Genomic DNA, 16,136 nt, shown 5'->3' on the forward strand with positions numbered 1-16,136 from the left:
TGCCTCGAATCAGCAGCACGGTTCTTCACTCTGGCGCTCATTGTCCCGCAGATCCGAACAGCTTCTCATCACACTCAGCGCCACCCCGTCTCCCACCGGCAGCACCACCGTTTCCAGTTCAGGCCGATGCTTCAATTCATACAGATACTCCCGCATTCTGGCATGAATGGTCCGGTTTCTCCTGGTCACTGCAAATCGGGACTGTATGACATCCCCATCCTGCAGCACATTGTCTGACACCAGCAGGCTCCCCGGACTCATCAGACGCAGAATGTCCGGCAGAAAATGAATATACTGTCCTTTTGCAGCATCCATGAAAACCATAGGATAAGGACCCTCCAGATTCTGTAAAATCTCTGCAGCGTCCCCCTCCAACAGCGTAATTTTCTCTTCCTTTCCCGCCCTTCTGAAATTCTCCCGGGCAAGGGCAATGCGGTTCCCGTCCTTCTCTATGGTGGTAATATGACTTTTCTCCGGCCCATACTCACTCATGAGCAAAGCAGAAAAGCCGATGGCGGTGCCTATCTCCAGAATGCTCTCCGGATTCCCGACCGCCAGCAGAAATTTCAGCAGACTCTGCATGGATTTGCGCACCACCGGTATCTGACGGGCCAGCGCATATTTTTCTATCTCATCCAGGAAAGGCGTATTGCCCCTGTCCAGCGAATCTATATAGGAGGTCAGCCTTTCGTCGATAATCATTCTTCTTCCTCTTCCGTGTCCTCTTCTTTTTCCACCACCATGGCCTGCATCATTTCTTCCACAGTCATGGTCGTGCTTAATTCAAAAGTACCCGGTCCCACTTCTTTGGTATATTCCGAAAGATAGTACTGCAGGACAAACAACTTCGCATCCCGTATCAATCCCCGGCTCTCAAAAAGCTCTCCTATCTCCATGGGATTCATCTCCTCGGTGACGGACACCGTTACCGTTCTTCCTTCCCCTGCTGTAGTCACGGGTTCTTCGGTAAAAATACGGTACCCGTAATCATAGCAGATTCCGACTCCCCGGTAAATCACATACACCACCGCCACGGCGGCCACTAATCTGAAAATTGCCCCCGCCACGGCTCCCACTATATTTAATGCTTTCATATGCGCCTCCATTCTTTTACATATGCTATCTTCATTTCCTTCGCAGCAGTTCAGACAGGGCGCTGAACAGTGACATCACTTTCCTCAGACTTCCATAATAATCGGCAATATCATAGGACGTCTCTTTGTCTTCTTCCAGACATAATCACTGAGTGTATCCTTTGTAGTATTCTTCAGCTTGCCCCAGTCCGTAATTCCTCTGTCCAGGCACCGCTGAAGCGCCTCATCCACCGTCTGTCGGGCTTCCTCTATCAGCTCGTCGGACTCCCGCACATATACAAAGCCTCTTGATACAATGTCGGGCCCGGCTACCAGCCGGCCTTCCACTCTGTCCAGACTCATAACCACCACCATAATGCCGTCCTCCGCCAGATGCTGCCGGTCACGAAGCACTACATTTCCAACGTCGCCCACACCAAGTCCGTCAACCAGAATCGCACCTACCGGAACTCTCCCGGTTACCCCGGCGCTCTCTTTCCGCAGCTCCAGCACGTCGCCGGAGGACAGAATAAATATATTGTCCTTCTCTATTCCGAGACTCTGGGCAATCTTCGCCTGCGCTTTCAGATGTTTGATTTCTCCATGCACGGGAACGGCATACTGGGGATGAATCAGCGAGTAAATCAGCTTGATTTCCTCCTGACAGGCATGTCCCGACACATGTGCATCCTGAAAGATGACATCCGCCCCTTTCCTGATAAGCTCATTGATAATCTTCGTGACAGATTTCTCATTTCCCGGAATGGGATTGGAGGAAAAGATAACCGTATCTCCCGCACCAATGGTAATCTTCCGGTGCATGCCGCCGGCCATTCTGCTCAGCGCCGCCATACTTTCCCCCTGGCTGCCCGTGGTAATGATCACCTGCTTCTCCCTGGGGTAGTCCTTCATCTGCTCAATTTCAATCAGCGTGTTCTCCGGAATGCTGATACACTCCAGGTTTCTGGCCGTCTCTATGATGTTGACCATGCTCCGGCCTTCCACGCATACCTTGCGTCCAAATTTATACGCAGAATTGATAATCTGCTGAACGCGGTCCACATTGGAAGCGAAAGTCGCCACGAAAATTCTTGTATTTTTATGCTCCTCGAACAGGGTGTCGAAAGTCGCACCCACTGTTCTCTCCGAAGGTGTAAATCCAGTTCTCTCGGCATTGGTGGAATCACACATGAGCGCCAGCACACCCTTTTTCCCCAGTTCCGCAAAGCGCTGCAGGTCAATGGCATCTCCGAACACGGGAGTATAATCAACCTTAAAGTCACCTGTGTGTACCACAATGCCCGCCGGCGAGTAAATCGCCAGTGCCGCCGCATCCACTATACTGTGATTGGTCTTGATAAATTCCACACGAAACTGCCCAAGGTTAATAGACTGTCCAAATTTCACAACCTTCCTCTTGGTTCCCTTCGTCAGCTCATGTTCTTTCAACTTGTTCTCAATAATACCCATGGTAAGTCTTGTGGCATAGACCGGCGCATTTATCTCCCGAAGCACATAGGGAAGTGCACCGATATGATCTTCATGTCCATGCGTAATCACGAACCCCTTCACCTTGTCAATATTGTCCTTCAAATAGGTCACATCCGGAATTACAAGGTCTATTCCCAGCATATCATCCGCCGGAAACGAAAGTCCGCAGTCTACCACAACAATACTGTCCTCGTACTCGAAGGCAGTAATGTTCATCCCAATCTGCTCCAGCCCTCCCAAAGGGATAACCTTCAGCCCGGAGCCAACCTTATTCTCTTTTTTCTTCAATCAAATCTCCTCCATATTCTACATAACAGCCAGGGGAAGTCTGACCTCATGATTCACAACACAGAATCCGGCAGCAACGACAATTTCCCTTCCAGCCCCTCCGGCAGATCATCCTGAACAGAAATCGCCCTGTCGCATCTGATACAAATTAAATGATGATGACGGTACTTAAGTCCGCCTTCCAGAGCATTCCCCGTCTCCCCGGCCTGCAAAACCATCATCAGAATTAATTTTTGTCAATCAGCTGCAGTTCCCCTGCCAATAATATTTCACGCAATCCAATTATTCGAAGCAGCTCAGAACGCTCACCGAACCGTCACGAAAATTCAACATCATCCAACATACTCTCAAATACACCTGCCACCGCGGCAAGTTCCTCTTCATCCTCCACAGGCATATAAACCCCTTCTGTCTCTCCGTCCGCAGACAGATCCTTCAGAATCATCGCCTCTCCGTCTCCATCCTCGCAGTCAGCAACCAGAATATAATTCGCTCCACCGATTCTGGTCTGCTCCAGCACATAAAAACTCTGCTCTTCTTCCCCTTCGAGACTGAATGTAATCTTTTCTGTCTTTGTCATATTCTGCTCTCCGTTTCCCGGGTTTGCCCTGACTGTTCTCATATACAGACTGCCGCCTTCCCCGGTTATCCGCGTTCCTGTGCCTCACTCCTGAGACCTCTGAGCTTCCTGCATGCTGCGTCTGTCCAGATATCCCTGCAGGATCATGGCCGCTGCTATTTTATCCACATATTCCTTTCGGTTCTCCCTGCGAATCCCCGCTTCTATCATAAGTCTGTCGGCGGCAACGGTAGTCAGACGCTCGTCCCATAAGACAACAGGCAGACCGGTTCTCCGCTCCAGCTTTTCCTTGAATTCCTGTGTCAGCTCCGCACGAATCCCCTCCGACGCATTCATATGCTTCGGAAGACCCAAAACGATTTCTTCTACTTCGTATTCCTCAATCAGTTCTTCAATCCGCGCAAGTGTCCTGCGCAGCTTATTCTCTTCCGCACGGCGGATGATTTCCAGACCCTGTGCCGTTATAAGCAGGCTGTCGCTGACAGCCACACCCACCGTTTTGGAACCAAAATCAAGACCCATAATCCGCATAGAGTCCTCCCTTTGTCCCCTCTCTGTTCTCCAACAGCTATTCCCATTTGTTGGCATGAATGTACTCTGTCAGCAGCTCCTCCACCAGTTCGTCCCGCTCTACTCTCATAATCAGGCTTCTTGCGTTCCTGTGGCTGGTAATATAGGTGGGATCGCCGCTCATAATGTATCCTACAATCTGATTCACCGGATTGTAACCCTTTTCCGTCAATGCTTCATACACAGCAGCCAGTACCGTCCTTGCCTCGATTACCGGCTCCGAATCTACCTTGAAGTATTGTGTATTCCCCAAATCCTGCATACCCGTCCTCCATGTTGCCCAAAGCGTCTGCTGCCGGCAATTCCCCCGGCCGGCGGCAGACAGTTATTATGCTACTTTACAATATACCTCATTCATTTGGAAAATTCAAGTGTCGCGGCAAAGGTTAAATTTTATACCAGAATTTCATCTGTCAGAAATTTTTTCACAGGTATTTTCACCACAGTGTTGAGTACCGGCAGAGCGGAAGAGGTCTTCTCCGTTATATCCACGGCTGCCTTTACATAATCCTTTGTATGTCCCACAAGATAAACACGTCCGTCTATCTCCCTTTCTTCTTCCAGAAGTACCTCTGCATCCCGCCCTATGTATCCACTGCGGAACTGCACCGACTGCCTTGCCGTCAGTTCCAGCAATTCCTTACTTCGGGATACTTTCACCTGCTCCGGAACCTGGTTCGGCATGATCGCCGCGGCAGTTCCCGCCCGCCGGGAATACTTGAATACATGTATCTCATAAAAGCATACTTTCTCCAGGAATTCCCTGGTCTGTCGAAATTCTTCCTCTGTCTCCCCCGGAAAGCCGGTAATGACATCGGTTGTGACAGCGGGATTCGCAAAATACCTGCGCAGGATTTCCACACTGTTATAGTATTCCCCTGCAGTATAATGTCTATTCATCCGTTTTAAGGTATTATCGCATCCGCTTTGAAGCGACAGATGAAAATGCGGGCAGAGCTTCGGCATGGCCGCCATTCTCTCCGCCGTTTCCGATGTGATGATTCTGGGTTCCAGAGAGCCCAGCCGAATTCGTTCCACCCCCGGAATCTCGTGAAGCTTCTCTGTCAGGTCCAGCAGACAGCTGCTGCCGTTATAGCCGGCGTCGCCCTCAAAATCAATTCCATAAGAACTGAGATGAATACCCGTAAGCACTACCTCCCGATAACCGGCCTCCGTCATTCCCCGCACTTCCCGGAGAACATCCTCCGCCCGGCGGCTCCGCACCCTTCCTCTCGCATAAGGAATTGCACAGTAGGAGCAAAACTGATTGCAGCCGTCCTGAACCTTAATGTAGGCTCTGGTATGTTCCGAAGTCCTGCGCAGCTGCATTTCCTCATACTCCCGAATATTGCCTATCTCCGGAACCGTTCTGCCCTGCAGTGTTTTATCCTGCCTGTCCGCCAGAAAAGTCTCCAGAATCTCCACAATATCTTTTTTGTGGTTATTTCCGATGGCCAGATCAATGCTTTCGTCCTTTTCCACCGCTTCCCGGCCTGTCTGTACATAACATCCAACCGCCACCACAACGGCGTCCGGGTTCAGCTGCTTTGCTCTGTGAAGAATCTGCCTGCTTTTTCTGTCTGCAATATTGGTAACGGTACATGTATTTACAATATAGATATCGGCCTGCCTGTCAAATGGCACAATGCGATATCCCTTTTCTTCCAGCATTTGCCGCATTCCGTCTGTTTCATAAGAATTTACCTTACAGCCCAGGTTATACAATGCCACATTTTTCATTCCTGTTCCCCACTATTTTTGTACTGTTTTCGCCTTGACTTTTGCCTGCTCAGCCATTAATATGTAGACGGAAGGTATAAGTAATTTATAAGGAGGTAAACCCAATGAAGACAGTACAGATTTTTTTAAACTCTATCGACAAAGTAAAATCTTTCGTTAACGACATTTCCAAATTTGATTACGATTTTGACCTGGTATCCGGCAGATATGTCGTGGATGCAAAATCCATTATGGGCATCTTCAGTCTGGACCTGTCCAAACCGATTGATCTGAATATTCATACAGAAGAGGGCGCCGACGAAGTACTGGAGTTTTTAAAACCCTACATAGTAGGGTAAATCCCCAAAAATTAGAACGGGAAAGACATCGCTTATCCGCGATGTCTTTTTTATTCCACAACAATCAGTTCCTTCGTCTCCAGCGCGGTTTTCACCAGTTCTTCAATCCCGTCATCCAGATTGTGCTCATGGCGCCGTATAATATTGACGTTGGGTTTTGTCACCGGATGTTTTGCCACAAATATGGTACAGCAGTCCTCATAAGGCAGAATGGAAGTCTCAAAAGTACCGATCTTCTGAGCCGCCTCTACAATTTCCTGCTTGTCAAATCCGATCAGAGGACGATATACCGGCAGTTCGCATACCTCGTTGGTGGCAATGAGTGAATTCAGCGTCTGGGAAGCTACCTGTCCGATGCTTTCCCCTGTAATCAGACCCAGACAGCCTGTCTCCCCGGCAATGTGTTCCGCAATCCTCATCATATAGCGACGCATGATAATGGTCAGCTCCTCGTGCGGACACTTCTCATGAATATACAATTGAATATCCGTGAAATTGATTACATGAAGCCAGATCGGTCCCGCATATCTCGACACAATTCTGGCCAAATCCACTACTTTCTGCTTCGCGCGTTCACTGGTGTAAGGAGGGGCATGAAAATATACCGCGTCTATTTTCACGCCTCTCTTCGCTATCATATATCCAGCCACCGGCGAATCAATGCCGCCGGACAGAAGCAGCATAGCCTTGCCTCCCGTACCCACCGGCATCCCTCCGGGACCTGGAATGATCTCCGAATACAGATAAATTTTCTCCCGAATCTCGACACACAGCAAAATGTCCGGCTCATGGACATCCACTGACATCTCCGGATAGGCATTTAAAATCGCTTCTCCCAGATCCGCATTGATTTCCATGGACTCCTTCGGATAATCCTTGCGGGCACGCCTTGCATGCACCTTGAAAGTCCTGTTTCTATCCGGATAGACATCGGCAATATACCTGACAACCGTGTCACATAACTTTTCAAATCCTTCATCCTCAACGTATATCACAGGGCAAATGCCGGAGATGCCGAATACATTTTTGAGACAATCCACCGTCTCGTCATAGTCAAATTCTCCCTGACAATCCACATATATCCGGCCCTGGGACTTATGAATCAGAAATTTTCCCTCGCATTTTTTCAGGGCATATTTCATCTGATGCATCAGCGCGTCTTCAAACAGGTGACGATTTTTTCCCTTTATACCGATTTCGGCATATTTTATCAAAAAAGCGGTAAACATAAATCATCCTTTCCCGTTAAGATCCGGCTGGATACCGGATTTTAACTTCCCGCCGCTATCTGCGGGTGTATTTTCTCAGCATAGGAATTTTACCATAGATTACCCGTAATGTATAGTCCAATTCTTCCGGCGTGGTATATACAGAGAAACTGAACCTGATTGTGGACTCCAGCAGAGGCTTTTCAATGCCGATGGCCTTCAGCGTCACAGAGGGCTGTGGCTTGCGGGCGGCACAGGCGCTCCCTGCAGACACATAGATCCCTTCCTCTTCAAGCGCATGCAGCAATACCTCGCTGCGGACACCGCTCACGGACGCGCTGACAATATGCGGAGCCGTCCCTCCGCCGTCCGGCCGGTCCGGAAGCAGGCCGTTTATCTTTATACCATCCATCTTCCTGAGTCCGTCCATGAAATAATGCTTGCACTGATACAGCCGCTTCACATCGTCGTCATAATGCTCGTACAGAAGCTCCGCCGCTTTCGTAAAGCCGGCAATCCCCGACACATTGTCCGTGCCGGAACGAAGGTTCATCTGCTGCCCTCCGCCGTAAATAATAGGCTGAATCTTCACCTTTTCTCCGATATACAGAAGACCCACACCCTTTGGTCCGTGAATCTTATGTCCGCTGGCGGACAGCAGGTCAATCCCCATCTTCTTCGGATAGATTTTCGCCTTTCCGAATCCCTGTACTGCATCCACATGAAAAAGCGTATTGGGATTTATCCTTTTGATCAGCGCCCCTGCCTCTGCAATGGGCTGCAGCGACCCGATTTCATTGTTGGTATGCATAATGGACACCAGAATGGTATCCGGCGTCATGGCCCGCTGCAGATCATCCAGTACGATTCTGCCACAGGCATCCACCGGCAGATAAGTCACTCTGTAGCCCATGGATTCCAGATAACGCATGGTATTTAAAACGGCCGGATGCTCAATCGCAGTGGTTATCAGATGATTCCCCCGTCTCCGATTGGCAAGAGCGCATCCCGTAAGAGCCATATTATCCGATTCCGTACCGCCCGAAGTGAAGAAGATTTCCTTCTCGTTCACCTTCAGCAGCCTGGAAAAGCTTCCCTTTGCCTGCCGGAGATATTGTTCTGCCTGAACACCCTTCAGATGCAGACTGGAAGGGTTACCGTAATCTTCACACATGATTTTTACCATCAATTCGGCCACCTCCGGAAATACCCTGGTAGTGGCGGAATTGTCCAAATATACTTCCATGGTTCTCACTCCTCTATCATAATCAGCTGTAGTCTTCCGGCCGGTGGATTTCCCTGAATCACAGACCGGGTGATACAATCATGTAATATCATATGCACAGAGTGCTGTCCCCGTCCCTGCCTGGTGTACTGTCCGCTGCTTTCAGGCAGCAAATGCGCCTCTTCCCAAAGCCGCGCTGCCCCCCTACCGCATCTCAAGTACATACATCAGCCAGGAAAGCACTGTCATTCCCGCGGTCTCCGTTCTCAGAATGCGTTTCCCCAGCGTAATCGGTTCCAGCCCGTTCTCAAGCGCCAAAGCAATCTCCTCCTCCGCGAAACCGCCCTCCGGCCCGATGAAAACCGCCACATCCTGTTCCGGCTTTATCTCTTCAAGCAGTCTTCTGGTTTTGGATATATCCTGCGCCAGCTCATAGGGAATCAGTCTCACGTCCATCTCCGATGCCATTTCAACAGCCCGTCCAAAGTCTGACACTTCTGTCACCTCCGGCACCAGTCCGCGCCTGCTCTGCTTTGCCGCCGCCTCCGCAATCCCCTGCCAGCGCGCAGTTCTGGCCGTCGCCTTCTTATGATCAAGCTTTACAATGCAGCGGCTTGCCGCCACGGGAACAATGCGGAAGACGCCCAGCTCCACCGCCTTCTGTATGATCAATTCCATCTTGTCCGCTTTGGGAAGCCCCTGAAACAGGTGAATCCTGGCCGGCAGCTCCACCTTATCCTCCCTGATAAACCGAAGCTCGCCAAGTATCCTGTCCTCCTCCAGGGTCAGCACCGCACAGCGATACTCTCTGCTGTCCTGTCCGTTGCTGACAGAAAATTCTTCTCCTGTGCGCATACGGAGGACGTTTTTGATATGATTTACATCCGCTCCCAATATTATGACACTTCTGTCACTCACATTGATCTGCTCTGGTGATACGAAAAAGTGATGCATTCCGACCTCCTCTTTCAGGGCTTCCGGGCAGTTACGCTGACCCACTCTCCCTGATATGTGACTTCCAGAACTTCCAGTCCGGCAGCCTTCACCGCCTCCACCACCGTCTGTTCCCTGTCGTCAATAATGCCGGAAGTAATATAAATCCCGCCCTTCTTCAGCTGATTTACAATGACAGGCGTCAGCGGCACCAGAACCTCCGCCAGAATATTTGCCGCCACAATATCATAACACTCGTACCCTACTCTGTCCTGAATCTCCCTGTCCGTAATGATATTCCCGATGAGCAGTTCAAATTGTTCCGGTGTAATCCCGTTGGCTTCGCAGTTCTGAGCAACAGCTTCCACCGCACAGGGATCCAGATCTGTCCCCACGGCATGTCCGGCACCAAACATCAGGGCCAGAATCGCCAGAATCCCGCTGCCGGTCCCCACATCCAACAATGTAGTCTCCGGAGTCACAAACTTTCTCAGCTGCCGGATACACAGCTGCGTGGTCTCATGCATTCCCGTGCCGAAGGCGGTACCCGGGTCAATGTGCAGCACCATCCTGCCCTCATCTTCCTCCTTTTTCTCCTCCCAGGAAGGAATCACCAGAATGTCATCTATATAAAACTGGTGAAAATACTGTTTCCAGTTATTAATCCAGTCAATGTCCTCTGTCTCGTCCACAGTAACGGTTCCCTCTCCGATATCACAAAACTGCCGCAGTTCCTCCAGCTCCTGCTTCACCTTCTCCAGAACCGTTTCCGCGTCCGTCCTCTCTCCCTGGACTTCCAGGCTGCCATCCTCTCTCTCTTCCACGAAAAAGCTCAGATACGCAACGCCGTCATCCTCCGGACCTTCCGGCAGAATGTCCACAAACATCTGCTCCTTTTCCAGTGCGGTCAGCGGCACCTTATCCTCTATCTGCGCTCCCTCCAGACCGATATCGTACAGGGTACTTATGACGATATCCTCTGCTTCGGTCACTGTCTTTACTTTAAATTTTGTCCATTTCATTCCGCCTTACCTCCCGTCATTCCACCTTTTACTTTCTCCTGTCCTGCGCTTTCCCCTTCCGTCCGCCGGCGTCTTATCCCCTCACATATCCCAAATGTGAGAAACAGCAGCGGCGTATTCAGTACCTGCTGGAAGCTGACCAGCGAATGCGCTCCGTACATTGCCGCTGCCAGCAGTCCCAGCCAGTCCTCAATGCCGCCCTCTCCCCGCCGGATATTGCCCCCGCAGGTCCACAGCATTGTCAGGAAAACAGCCAGATAACTTACAGTTCCCAGTAATCCCACATTGCAGAGCTGATTTAAATATTCACTGTGCGCACTGGTGAAGACCGCACCTTCCCAGTACTCTCCTTTCCAGACATCCGTCCCCATGGCAAGTCTGTTAAAAACCGCCTCCGCATAGCAGTCAGGCCCTGCGCCAATCAGCTTCTCCTTCAATCCTGCCCCTTCCACATTCTCCAGGGCGATTCGCCACAAAAAGCCTCTCCCGCTGCCGAAGCCGTCATCCACAAAATATACAGCTGCCCGGAACAGCAAAAAAAGCCCAATCAGAACTCCGCCCGTCAGCAATATGACAATAACCGCATTCTCCTTTTTTTCCTCCTTTGACAGAGAGACTTCTGCTCTGTCTCTTTCTCCCCAATGAGACTGCCACCAGCCGGAAATCTTCTTTCCGGCCAGAATCCAAAAGAGCCCCAGGAAAAAAAGTCCTCCGATTATCCATGTGTACCACTCCACACTCTCCAGGATATTCCCGTCCCGCACCACCGCCGCTTTCTTTCCGCGCAGCTTCATCAGGAAATCCATCAGCGGCAGACACAGAAAAAAACCGCTCAGTACAAGGCACAGCTTCCGCAGAACCTGTATGCTTCTCCACCCTGCCAGCACACAGACTGCGGTACAGATCGCCAGAATCAGCAGACCGCTCTGGCTCCCCTGGATCCCCAGCAAAACATAAGCCATTACAGTCGCCGCATACAGCACTGCCTGCAGCAGCTTATTCTCTTCCCGCAGGAAATGTGCCGTCACAAAAGCCAGCGCCACGCTGTAATAACCGCAGAGCCAGTTGATATTTCCCAGTGTGGACAGCATATGACTGTATACCCAGTCACCGCTGTTCCATCCGCTCTGCAGCCCCAGCGGGTCTATTCCCAGCTTGTGGAGCAGTCCCAGCACTGTCACCAACAACAGCGCCGTCTCCGCCAGATACAACGGCCACTTTTCCCCGTCATACTGCCTGGATACAAAAAAGTAGATCCCCACAAACAAAATCTGAGAAAACGCTCCCATGTACCAGCCTTCATACCCGGCCCATGCAAGGCGCCCATACGGACTTACAAGCGCCGATACCAGCACACACGCTCCGTAACACGCCACGGCAAAATCAGTCCCGCTGAACCCCCTCCGTCCTGCGGCTCTCTTCTGCCCGCCGACAGCGGTTCTCATCCTTTTCATAACCGTGCAGATACGCGCTGGCATCCCTACTGTCAGCCACCCGCCCAGACACAGCAGAGACAGATTTCGGAACAGCATATATTTCGTATCTCCCAACTGCCAGTAGCCCTTCCCCGTGTACAGGGGCAGGGCTACCAGCAGTGCAATAATAAACATATTACATAATACTTCTAAAAATTCATTTCTGTCTTTCGTCGGAACCGCCTTCTCTTCCATATTATAAATGTTTCTGTCATTTTGCCTCATGTATTTCAGCTTATCATATTCAGACAGAATTGGCAATCTTCTTACTCCTCCTGCTTCCTGTACTGCATGGGAGTCATGCCATAATTTTTCTTGAAAAGTCGATTGAAATGCTCCACATTCTCGTATCCAACTTCCACTGCCACCATTTCTACCGTCATGTCTGTCTCCCGGAGCATGGTGCGGGCTTTTTTCATCCGCTCCTTCTTCACGGCCTCCTGGAAAGTCATACCGGCCTTTTCCTTAATATATTTGGACAGATAAGGTTTTGACAGATGAAACGCTTCAGACAGGGTATCCAGCGTCACTGTTTTATAATCGTTTTTGATAAAACTGATTATCTCCACAATACGTTCTTCTCTGCCCTCAGTTATGTGCTGCTCCACAGCAAGCTTATTGGCGGCGGAAGCCAGCGCAGCTATGGAAGCCTTGATGATATCTTCGTCCACACCCACACCCCAATAGTGCTTTCCGCCGCACAATACGGCCACATAGGCCGCCGCCCGGGAGCTGGATCCCTTCGAGATGGCATGCTCCTCATACACGGCCAGCTGATAGCTGATACCGAAATAAGTCTTTATAGCATTGCTCACCGCGTCAAGCCGTCCGTTTCCGCCTGCTTTGATGACCCGCGTCTCACCGTTCTGCTCTATGGTCACTTCTGCCTGAATTCCTTTTTCCTGGCGGAAATGGCACTCGGGAATGCGGAACACACTTCGGGGATTGATATAATTTTCCTCGAAAATTTCGTATATTTCCGAAGGGTGCAGCTCCTGATGCCTTCTGTCCGACACACCCTTGATGAGATAGCCCACTTCTTCCTTCATAGCCGCCGGCAGGGAAAATCCGAACTGCTGCTTCAGCACAAAAGCCACACCGCCCTTGCCGGACACACTGTTAATGCGAATCACATCGGATTCATACTCCCGCCCCACATCTGCCGGGTCAATCGGCAGATAAGGCACATCCCAGCGGTTCCCGCTCTTTCCCTCCTTCAGCCAGGCCATACCCTTGCTGATGGCATCCTGGTGAGAACCTGAAAAAGCAGTGAACACCAGGTCTCCCGCATAGGGAACTCTCTCGTGTACTCTCATGCCTGTAAACTGCTCATAAGCTTCCCTGACCTTCATAATATGAGAAAAGTCCAGCCCGCTGTCCACGCCGTGACACATCATATTTATCGCCACAGTGACAATGTCCACATTACCTGTGCGCTCGCCGTTACCGAACAGAGTGCCTTCCACCCGGTCCGCGCCCGCCAGAATGCCGAACTCCGCATCGCTGACACCGCAGCCTCTGTCATTATGCGGATGTACGCTGAGCACAACGTTTTCACGGTATTTCATATGCTTATGCATATACTCCACCTGGCAGGCGAACACATGGGGCATGGCAACCTGTACCGTTGTAGGCAGGTTGATAATCGCCTTATGTTCCGAATCCGGCTGCCACACATCCAGCACCGCATTGCAGACCTCCAGCGCATATTCCGGCTCTGTCTGAGAGAAACTCTCCGGGCTGTACTCAAAGGTGAAATTCCCTTCTGTCTCCTCCGCCATCGCCTTCAGAAGCTTCGCACCGTCCACCGCCAGCTGCCGGATGGCTTCCTTATCCTTCTTAAATACCTGCTCTCTCTGTTCCACAGAAGTGGAATTGTAGAGATGAACCACCGCGTGGGGAGCCCCCTTTACCGCCTCGAAGGTCTTCCGGATAATGTGCTCCCTAGCCTGGGTCAGCACCTGAATGGTCACATCGTCGGGAATCATGTTGCGCTCAATCAGCGCGCGTATGAAATTATATTCCGTATCGGAGGAAGCCGGGAAACCCACCTCGATTTCCTTGAATCCGATATCCACCAGCATTTCAAAAAAAGCCAGCTTATCCTCCAGCGGCATGGGGTCAATCAAAGCCTGATTGCCGTCCCGCAGGTCCACACTGCACCAGACCGGCGGTTTCTCTATGGAATCCTTTTTCACCCAGTCATAAGTTACCTCCGGAGGCATATGATATGTCTTGCCGTATTTTCTGCTGATTGTTGATTCTTTCATAAAATTGTCTCCCTCTCCTGTATTCAGATAATTTTCAGGAAAAACTTCTCCCTGTACCCCTTGTATCATTTCCGGAATATACTTTTTCTGCACAGGTCTTCATAAAAAATCTGTGCTACTGATTTAGAAATAGTAACACAGATTTTAATATTATGCAAGTATATTTTTAATGTATATTATTGATTTATTTTACTCAATCCATTCTCATTTTTTCTCTATTTCTCCAATTTACTTCATATTTATCTCTCTTTTCTCCGTCTTTTTATAATTACTTTTTCTGTTGCATTTTAATTGTATATAAAGCTGAAATTAACCTTTCCCAACTTACTTTTCAAAGCTTACCCTGCTTCTTTCTATTACACACTCATGCTTCTTCGCCTTTTTGTCATAACAGATTCCTGCTAAAATCACCTCTCCGGCGTATTCCTTCAACACACCTTCATATCTCTTTTCTTTGATTTGTCTGATAGCGCCGTCAGCTGCCTGAGCCCACTTCAATTCCACGACTATGGGCGGTTTGTTCTTCCCCTTTCTCGGCAGAAATGCAATATCTGCAAAGCCTTTTCCTGCAGGTAACTCTCTCATCAGGATATAATCTTTTCTGGCACTGTAATATGCCAATGTTATCACACAACTCAGCGCATTTTCATTATTATATTCAAGCACCGAAACGTTTTTCATATGAATTCTGTCGATATTCTCAGCGACAAACGATTCGTCTCCCTGAATTGTAGCATCCAATAATTTCTCCGATTCATTCAGCGCCGATGCAATTTCTTCCCATCCTCCATCTTCCACTGAATTTTTAAATTCGTCAATAAGCTCCTGATTTGGTATAAACACTTCACTTTTCTCTAAATCAAAAGCCAGATAACCCAGATGCACCAGCAGTGTCAGCACGTCATCCCTGCTACGGAAAGAAGTCATATCATTTTGGAATTTCCTTGTATTTATTCTGCATCGTTCTCCCCCAAGCATCAAAATGATGGCATCCTTCATCCCGTCAAAATTCATATTAATATAAAATTTCAATGATTCATATGTTTCCGTCTGGACCCAATAGCTGCTAAAGCATTTTCTCGTGGCAGCATCCAAAACCGATTTGGGACTATACACATGAATGCCCTTTCCCAGCAAATAGCCGTCATACCAATAACGCATTTCCGTGAAGTCCACTTCCGAGCCGTCGCACAGTCTCCGTACCTCCTGCTCCGTAAATCCCACATACTCTTCCAATGGTGACGGAGACACCATTGTAAATTCGTAAAAGTCACTTAAAGCCGATTGTGTTCCATACTTTTTGATAGGAAGGATTCCTGTCATATAAGCTGCTTCAATCATATTATCTGTCTGGTTGCTTTTGAACAGTCCTCTAAGCAGCCGGATATACTCTTCCTGCAAATCTGTGTCAGTCCTTGCCTCACGAAACAAAGCATCCCATTCATCTATTATGACAATGAACCTTCGTCCCGTACCCAACCCTATTCTTGCCAGCTCCACAGGCAGCGAACCTGTATTCGGCCTGTCGGCAGGATATGTCTCTCTCAGTTCTTCAATTACCTCTTCCTGCAGATTTAACACAGCCTCCCTGATATTTTTTGAATTGGAAATAAACCAGGTAATATCCAGATATAAGACATCATACTGATTTAAATTTTTCTCAAAGGAAGGAGCCTTCGCAATCTCCAGATTCAAAAACAAATCTCTGGAATCACAGCTTCTGTCATAATATGCACACAGCATCTTGGCTGCAAATGATTTTCCAAATCTTCTGGGACGGCTGACACAAGTCAGTTTTGCAGAGGTTCCCAACGTATTATTGATATATGCAATCAGACCCGTTTTATCCACGTAGAACCCCTTTATCATGGAGCGGAATCCTGCATTTCCAGGATTTAAATACATCCCCATACTTCTTCCTTC

16 protein-coding genes are annotated in these 16,136 nt (G+C 49.4%); 1 reads left to right on the forward strand and 15 read right to left on the reverse strand.

The window, feature by feature from the left end:
- Positions 1 to 9: 9 nt before the first annotated feature.
- From NSB25_RS02480 to mtaB, 8 genes are all read right to left on the reverse strand, one after another.
- On the reverse strand, positions 10 to 702 hold the full coding sequence (locus NSB25_RS02480; protein WP_103237861.1) for an O-methyltransferase: 693 nt from the start codon (positions 700 to 702) through the stop codon (positions 10 to 12).
- The gene (locus NSB25_RS02485) at positions 699 to 1,094 is read right to left on the reverse strand and encodes an endolytic transglycosylase MltG (RefSeq protein WP_146039951.1); all 396 of its coding nucleotides are present in this window, start codon (positions 1,092 to 1,094) and stop codon (positions 699 to 701) included. Before NSB25_RS02485 ends, NSB25_RS02480 begins: the two co-directional genes overlap by 4 nt.
- A gap of 84 nt (positions 1,095 to 1,178) precedes the next feature.
- Complete coding sequence (locus NSB25_RS02490; protein ID WP_103237859.1) at positions 1,179 to 2,852, reverse strand: ribonuclease J; 1,674 nt, start codon at positions 2,850 to 2,852, stop codon at positions 1,179 to 1,181.
- A 53-nt stretch (positions 2,853 to 2,905) separates the two neighbouring features.
- Positions 2,906 to 3,073, reverse strand: coding sequence for a helix-turn-helix domain-containing protein (locus NSB25_RS02495; protein ID WP_172454925.1), 168 nt, complete (start codon positions 3,071 to 3,073; stop codon positions 2,906 to 2,908).
- A 95-nt stretch (positions 3,074 to 3,168) separates the two neighbouring features.
- Positions 3,169 to 3,474 (reverse strand): DUF1292 domain-containing protein, encoded by a 306-nt coding sequence (locus NSB25_RS02500; RefSeq protein WP_242982264.1) that lies wholly within the window; start codon positions 3,472 to 3,474, stop codon positions 3,169 to 3,171.
- Positions 3,475 to 3,516: 42 nt separating this feature from the next.
- A complete protein-coding gene (ruvX, locus tag NSB25_RS02505) occupies positions 3,517 to 3,963 on the reverse strand; it encodes a Holliday junction resolvase RuvX (protein WP_103237858.1) in 447 nt (148 codons plus the stop codon).
- A gap of 37 nt (positions 3,964 to 4,000) precedes the next feature.
- Positions 4,001 to 4,264, reverse strand: coding sequence for an IreB family regulatory phosphoprotein (locus NSB25_RS02510; RefSeq protein ID WP_103237857.1), 264 nt, complete (start codon positions 4,262 to 4,264; stop codon positions 4,001 to 4,003).
- A 131-nt stretch (positions 4,265 to 4,395) separates the two neighbouring features.
- Positions 4,396 to 5,742: a tRNA (N(6)-L-threonylcarbamoyladenosine(37)-C(2))-methylthiotransferase MtaB gene (gene mtaB / locus NSB25_RS02515; protein WP_103237856.1), complete on the reverse strand. Its 1,347-nt coding sequence runs from the start codon at positions 5,740 to 5,742 to the stop codon at positions 4,396 to 4,398.
- 104 nt (positions 5,743 to 5,846) lie between these two features.
- Here mtaB and NSB25_RS02520 point away from each other — a divergent pair, with 104 nt between their 5' ends.
- A complete protein-coding gene (locus NSB25_RS02520; RefSeq protein ID WP_103237855.1) occupies positions 5,847 to 6,080 on the forward strand; it encodes an HPr family phosphocarrier protein in 234 nt (77 codons plus the stop codon).
- Positions 6,081 to 6,130: 50 nt separating this feature from the next.
- Here NSB25_RS02520 and thiI read toward each other — a convergent pair whose 3' ends face one another.
- The 7 genes from thiI to NSB25_RS02555 form a co-directional block, all read right to left on the reverse strand.
- Entirely contained in the window at positions 6,131 to 7,309 is a 1,179-nt protein-coding gene (gene thiI, locus NSB25_RS02525; protein WP_103237854.1) for a tRNA uracil 4-sulfurtransferase ThiI, read from the reverse strand.
- Between the two features lie 55 nt (positions 7,310 to 7,364).
- Positions 7,365 to 8,534: a cysteine desulfurase family protein gene (locus NSB25_RS02530; protein ID WP_103237853.1), complete on the reverse strand. Its 1,170-nt coding sequence runs from the start codon at positions 8,532 to 8,534 to the stop codon at positions 7,365 to 7,367.
- Between the two features lie 183 nt (positions 8,535 to 8,717).
- Complete coding sequence (locus tag NSB25_RS02535) at positions 8,718 to 9,467, reverse strand: 16S rRNA (uracil(1498)-N(3))-methyltransferase (RefSeq protein WP_103237852.1); 750 nt, start codon at positions 9,465 to 9,467, stop codon at positions 8,718 to 8,720.
- A gap of 14 nt (positions 9,468 to 9,481) precedes the next feature.
- Complete coding sequence (prmA, locus tag NSB25_RS02540) at positions 9,482 to 10,468, reverse strand: 50S ribosomal protein L11 methyltransferase (protein ID WP_103237851.1); 987 nt, start codon at positions 10,466 to 10,468, stop codon at positions 9,482 to 9,484.
- Complete coding sequence (locus NSB25_RS02545) at positions 10,465 to 12,204, reverse strand: O-antigen ligase family protein (protein ID WP_103237850.1); 1,740 nt, start codon at positions 12,202 to 12,204, stop codon at positions 10,465 to 10,467. Before NSB25_RS02545 ends, prmA begins: the two co-directional genes overlap by 4 nt.
- A 5-nt stretch (positions 12,205 to 12,209) precedes the next feature.
- A complete protein-coding gene (locus NSB25_RS02550) occupies positions 12,210 to 14,213 on the reverse strand; it encodes a 2-isopropylmalate synthase (protein ID WP_103238000.1) in 2,004 nt (667 codons plus the stop codon).
- A 324-nt stretch (positions 14,214 to 14,537) separates the two neighbouring features.
- A complete protein-coding gene (locus NSB25_RS02555) occupies positions 14,538 to 16,124 on the reverse strand; it encodes an AAA family ATPase (protein WP_103237849.1) in 1,587 nt (528 codons plus the stop codon).
- Positions 16,125 to 16,136: the final 12 nt, after the last annotated feature.

The organism is Acetatifactor muris, assembly GCF_024623325.1.
In the GTDB taxonomy this organism is placed as follows: Bacteria; Bacillota; Clostridia; order Lachnospirales; family Lachnospiraceae; genus Acetatifactor; species Acetatifactor muris.

Coding starts and splice junctions, on each gene's coding strand:
- NSB25_RS02550 (WP_103238000.1), bottom strand. CDS start 14,213: ATGAAAGAATCAACAATCAGCAGAAAATACGGCAAGACATATCATATG.
- NSB25_RS02535 (WP_103237852.1), bottom strand. CDS start 9,467: ATGCATCACTTTTTCGTATCACCAGAGCAGATCAATGTGAGTGACAGA.
- NSB25_RS02480 (WP_103237861.1), bottom strand. CDS start 702: ATGATTATCGACGAAAGGCTGACCTCCTATATAGATTCGCTGGACAGG.
- NSB25_RS02555 (WP_103237849.1), bottom strand. CDS start 16,124: ATGGGGATGTATTTAAATCCTGGAAATGCAGGATTCCGCTCCATGATA.
- mtaB (WP_103237856.1), bottom strand. CDS start 5,742: ATGAAAAATGTGGCATTGTATAACCTGGGCTGTAAGGTAAATTCTTAT.
- NSB25_RS02510 (WP_103237857.1), bottom strand. CDS start 4,264: ATGCAGGATTTGGGGAATACACAATACTTCAAGGTAGATTCGGAGCCG.
- NSB25_RS02530 (WP_103237853.1), bottom strand. CDS start 8,534: ATGGAAGTATATTTGGACAATTCCGCCACTACCAGGGTATTTCCGGAG.
- prmA (WP_103237851.1), bottom strand. CDS start 10,468: ATGAAATGGACAAAATTTAAAGTAAAGACAGTGACCGAAGCAGAGGAT.
- thiI (WP_103237854.1), bottom strand. CDS start 7,309: ATGTTTACCGCTTTTTTGATAAAATATGCCGAAATCGGTATAAAGGGA.
- NSB25_RS02485 (WP_146039951.1), bottom strand. CDS start 1,094: ATGAAAGCATTAAATATAGTGGGAGCCGTGGCGGGGGCAATTTTCAGA.
- ruvX (WP_103237858.1), bottom strand. CDS start 3,963: ATGCGGATTATGGGTCTTGATTTTGGTTCCAAAACGGTGGGTGTGGCT.
- NSB25_RS02520 (WP_103237855.1), top strand. CDS start 5,847: ATGAAGACAGTACAGATTTTTTTAAACTCTATCGACAAAGTAAAATCT.
- NSB25_RS02500 (WP_242982264.1), bottom strand. CDS start 3,474: ATGAGAACAGTCAGGGCAAACCCGGGAAACGGAGAGCAGAATATGACA.
- NSB25_RS02495 (WP_172454925.1), bottom strand. CDS start 3,073: ATGATGGTTTTGCAGGCCGGGGAGACGGGGAATGCTCTGGAAGGCGGA.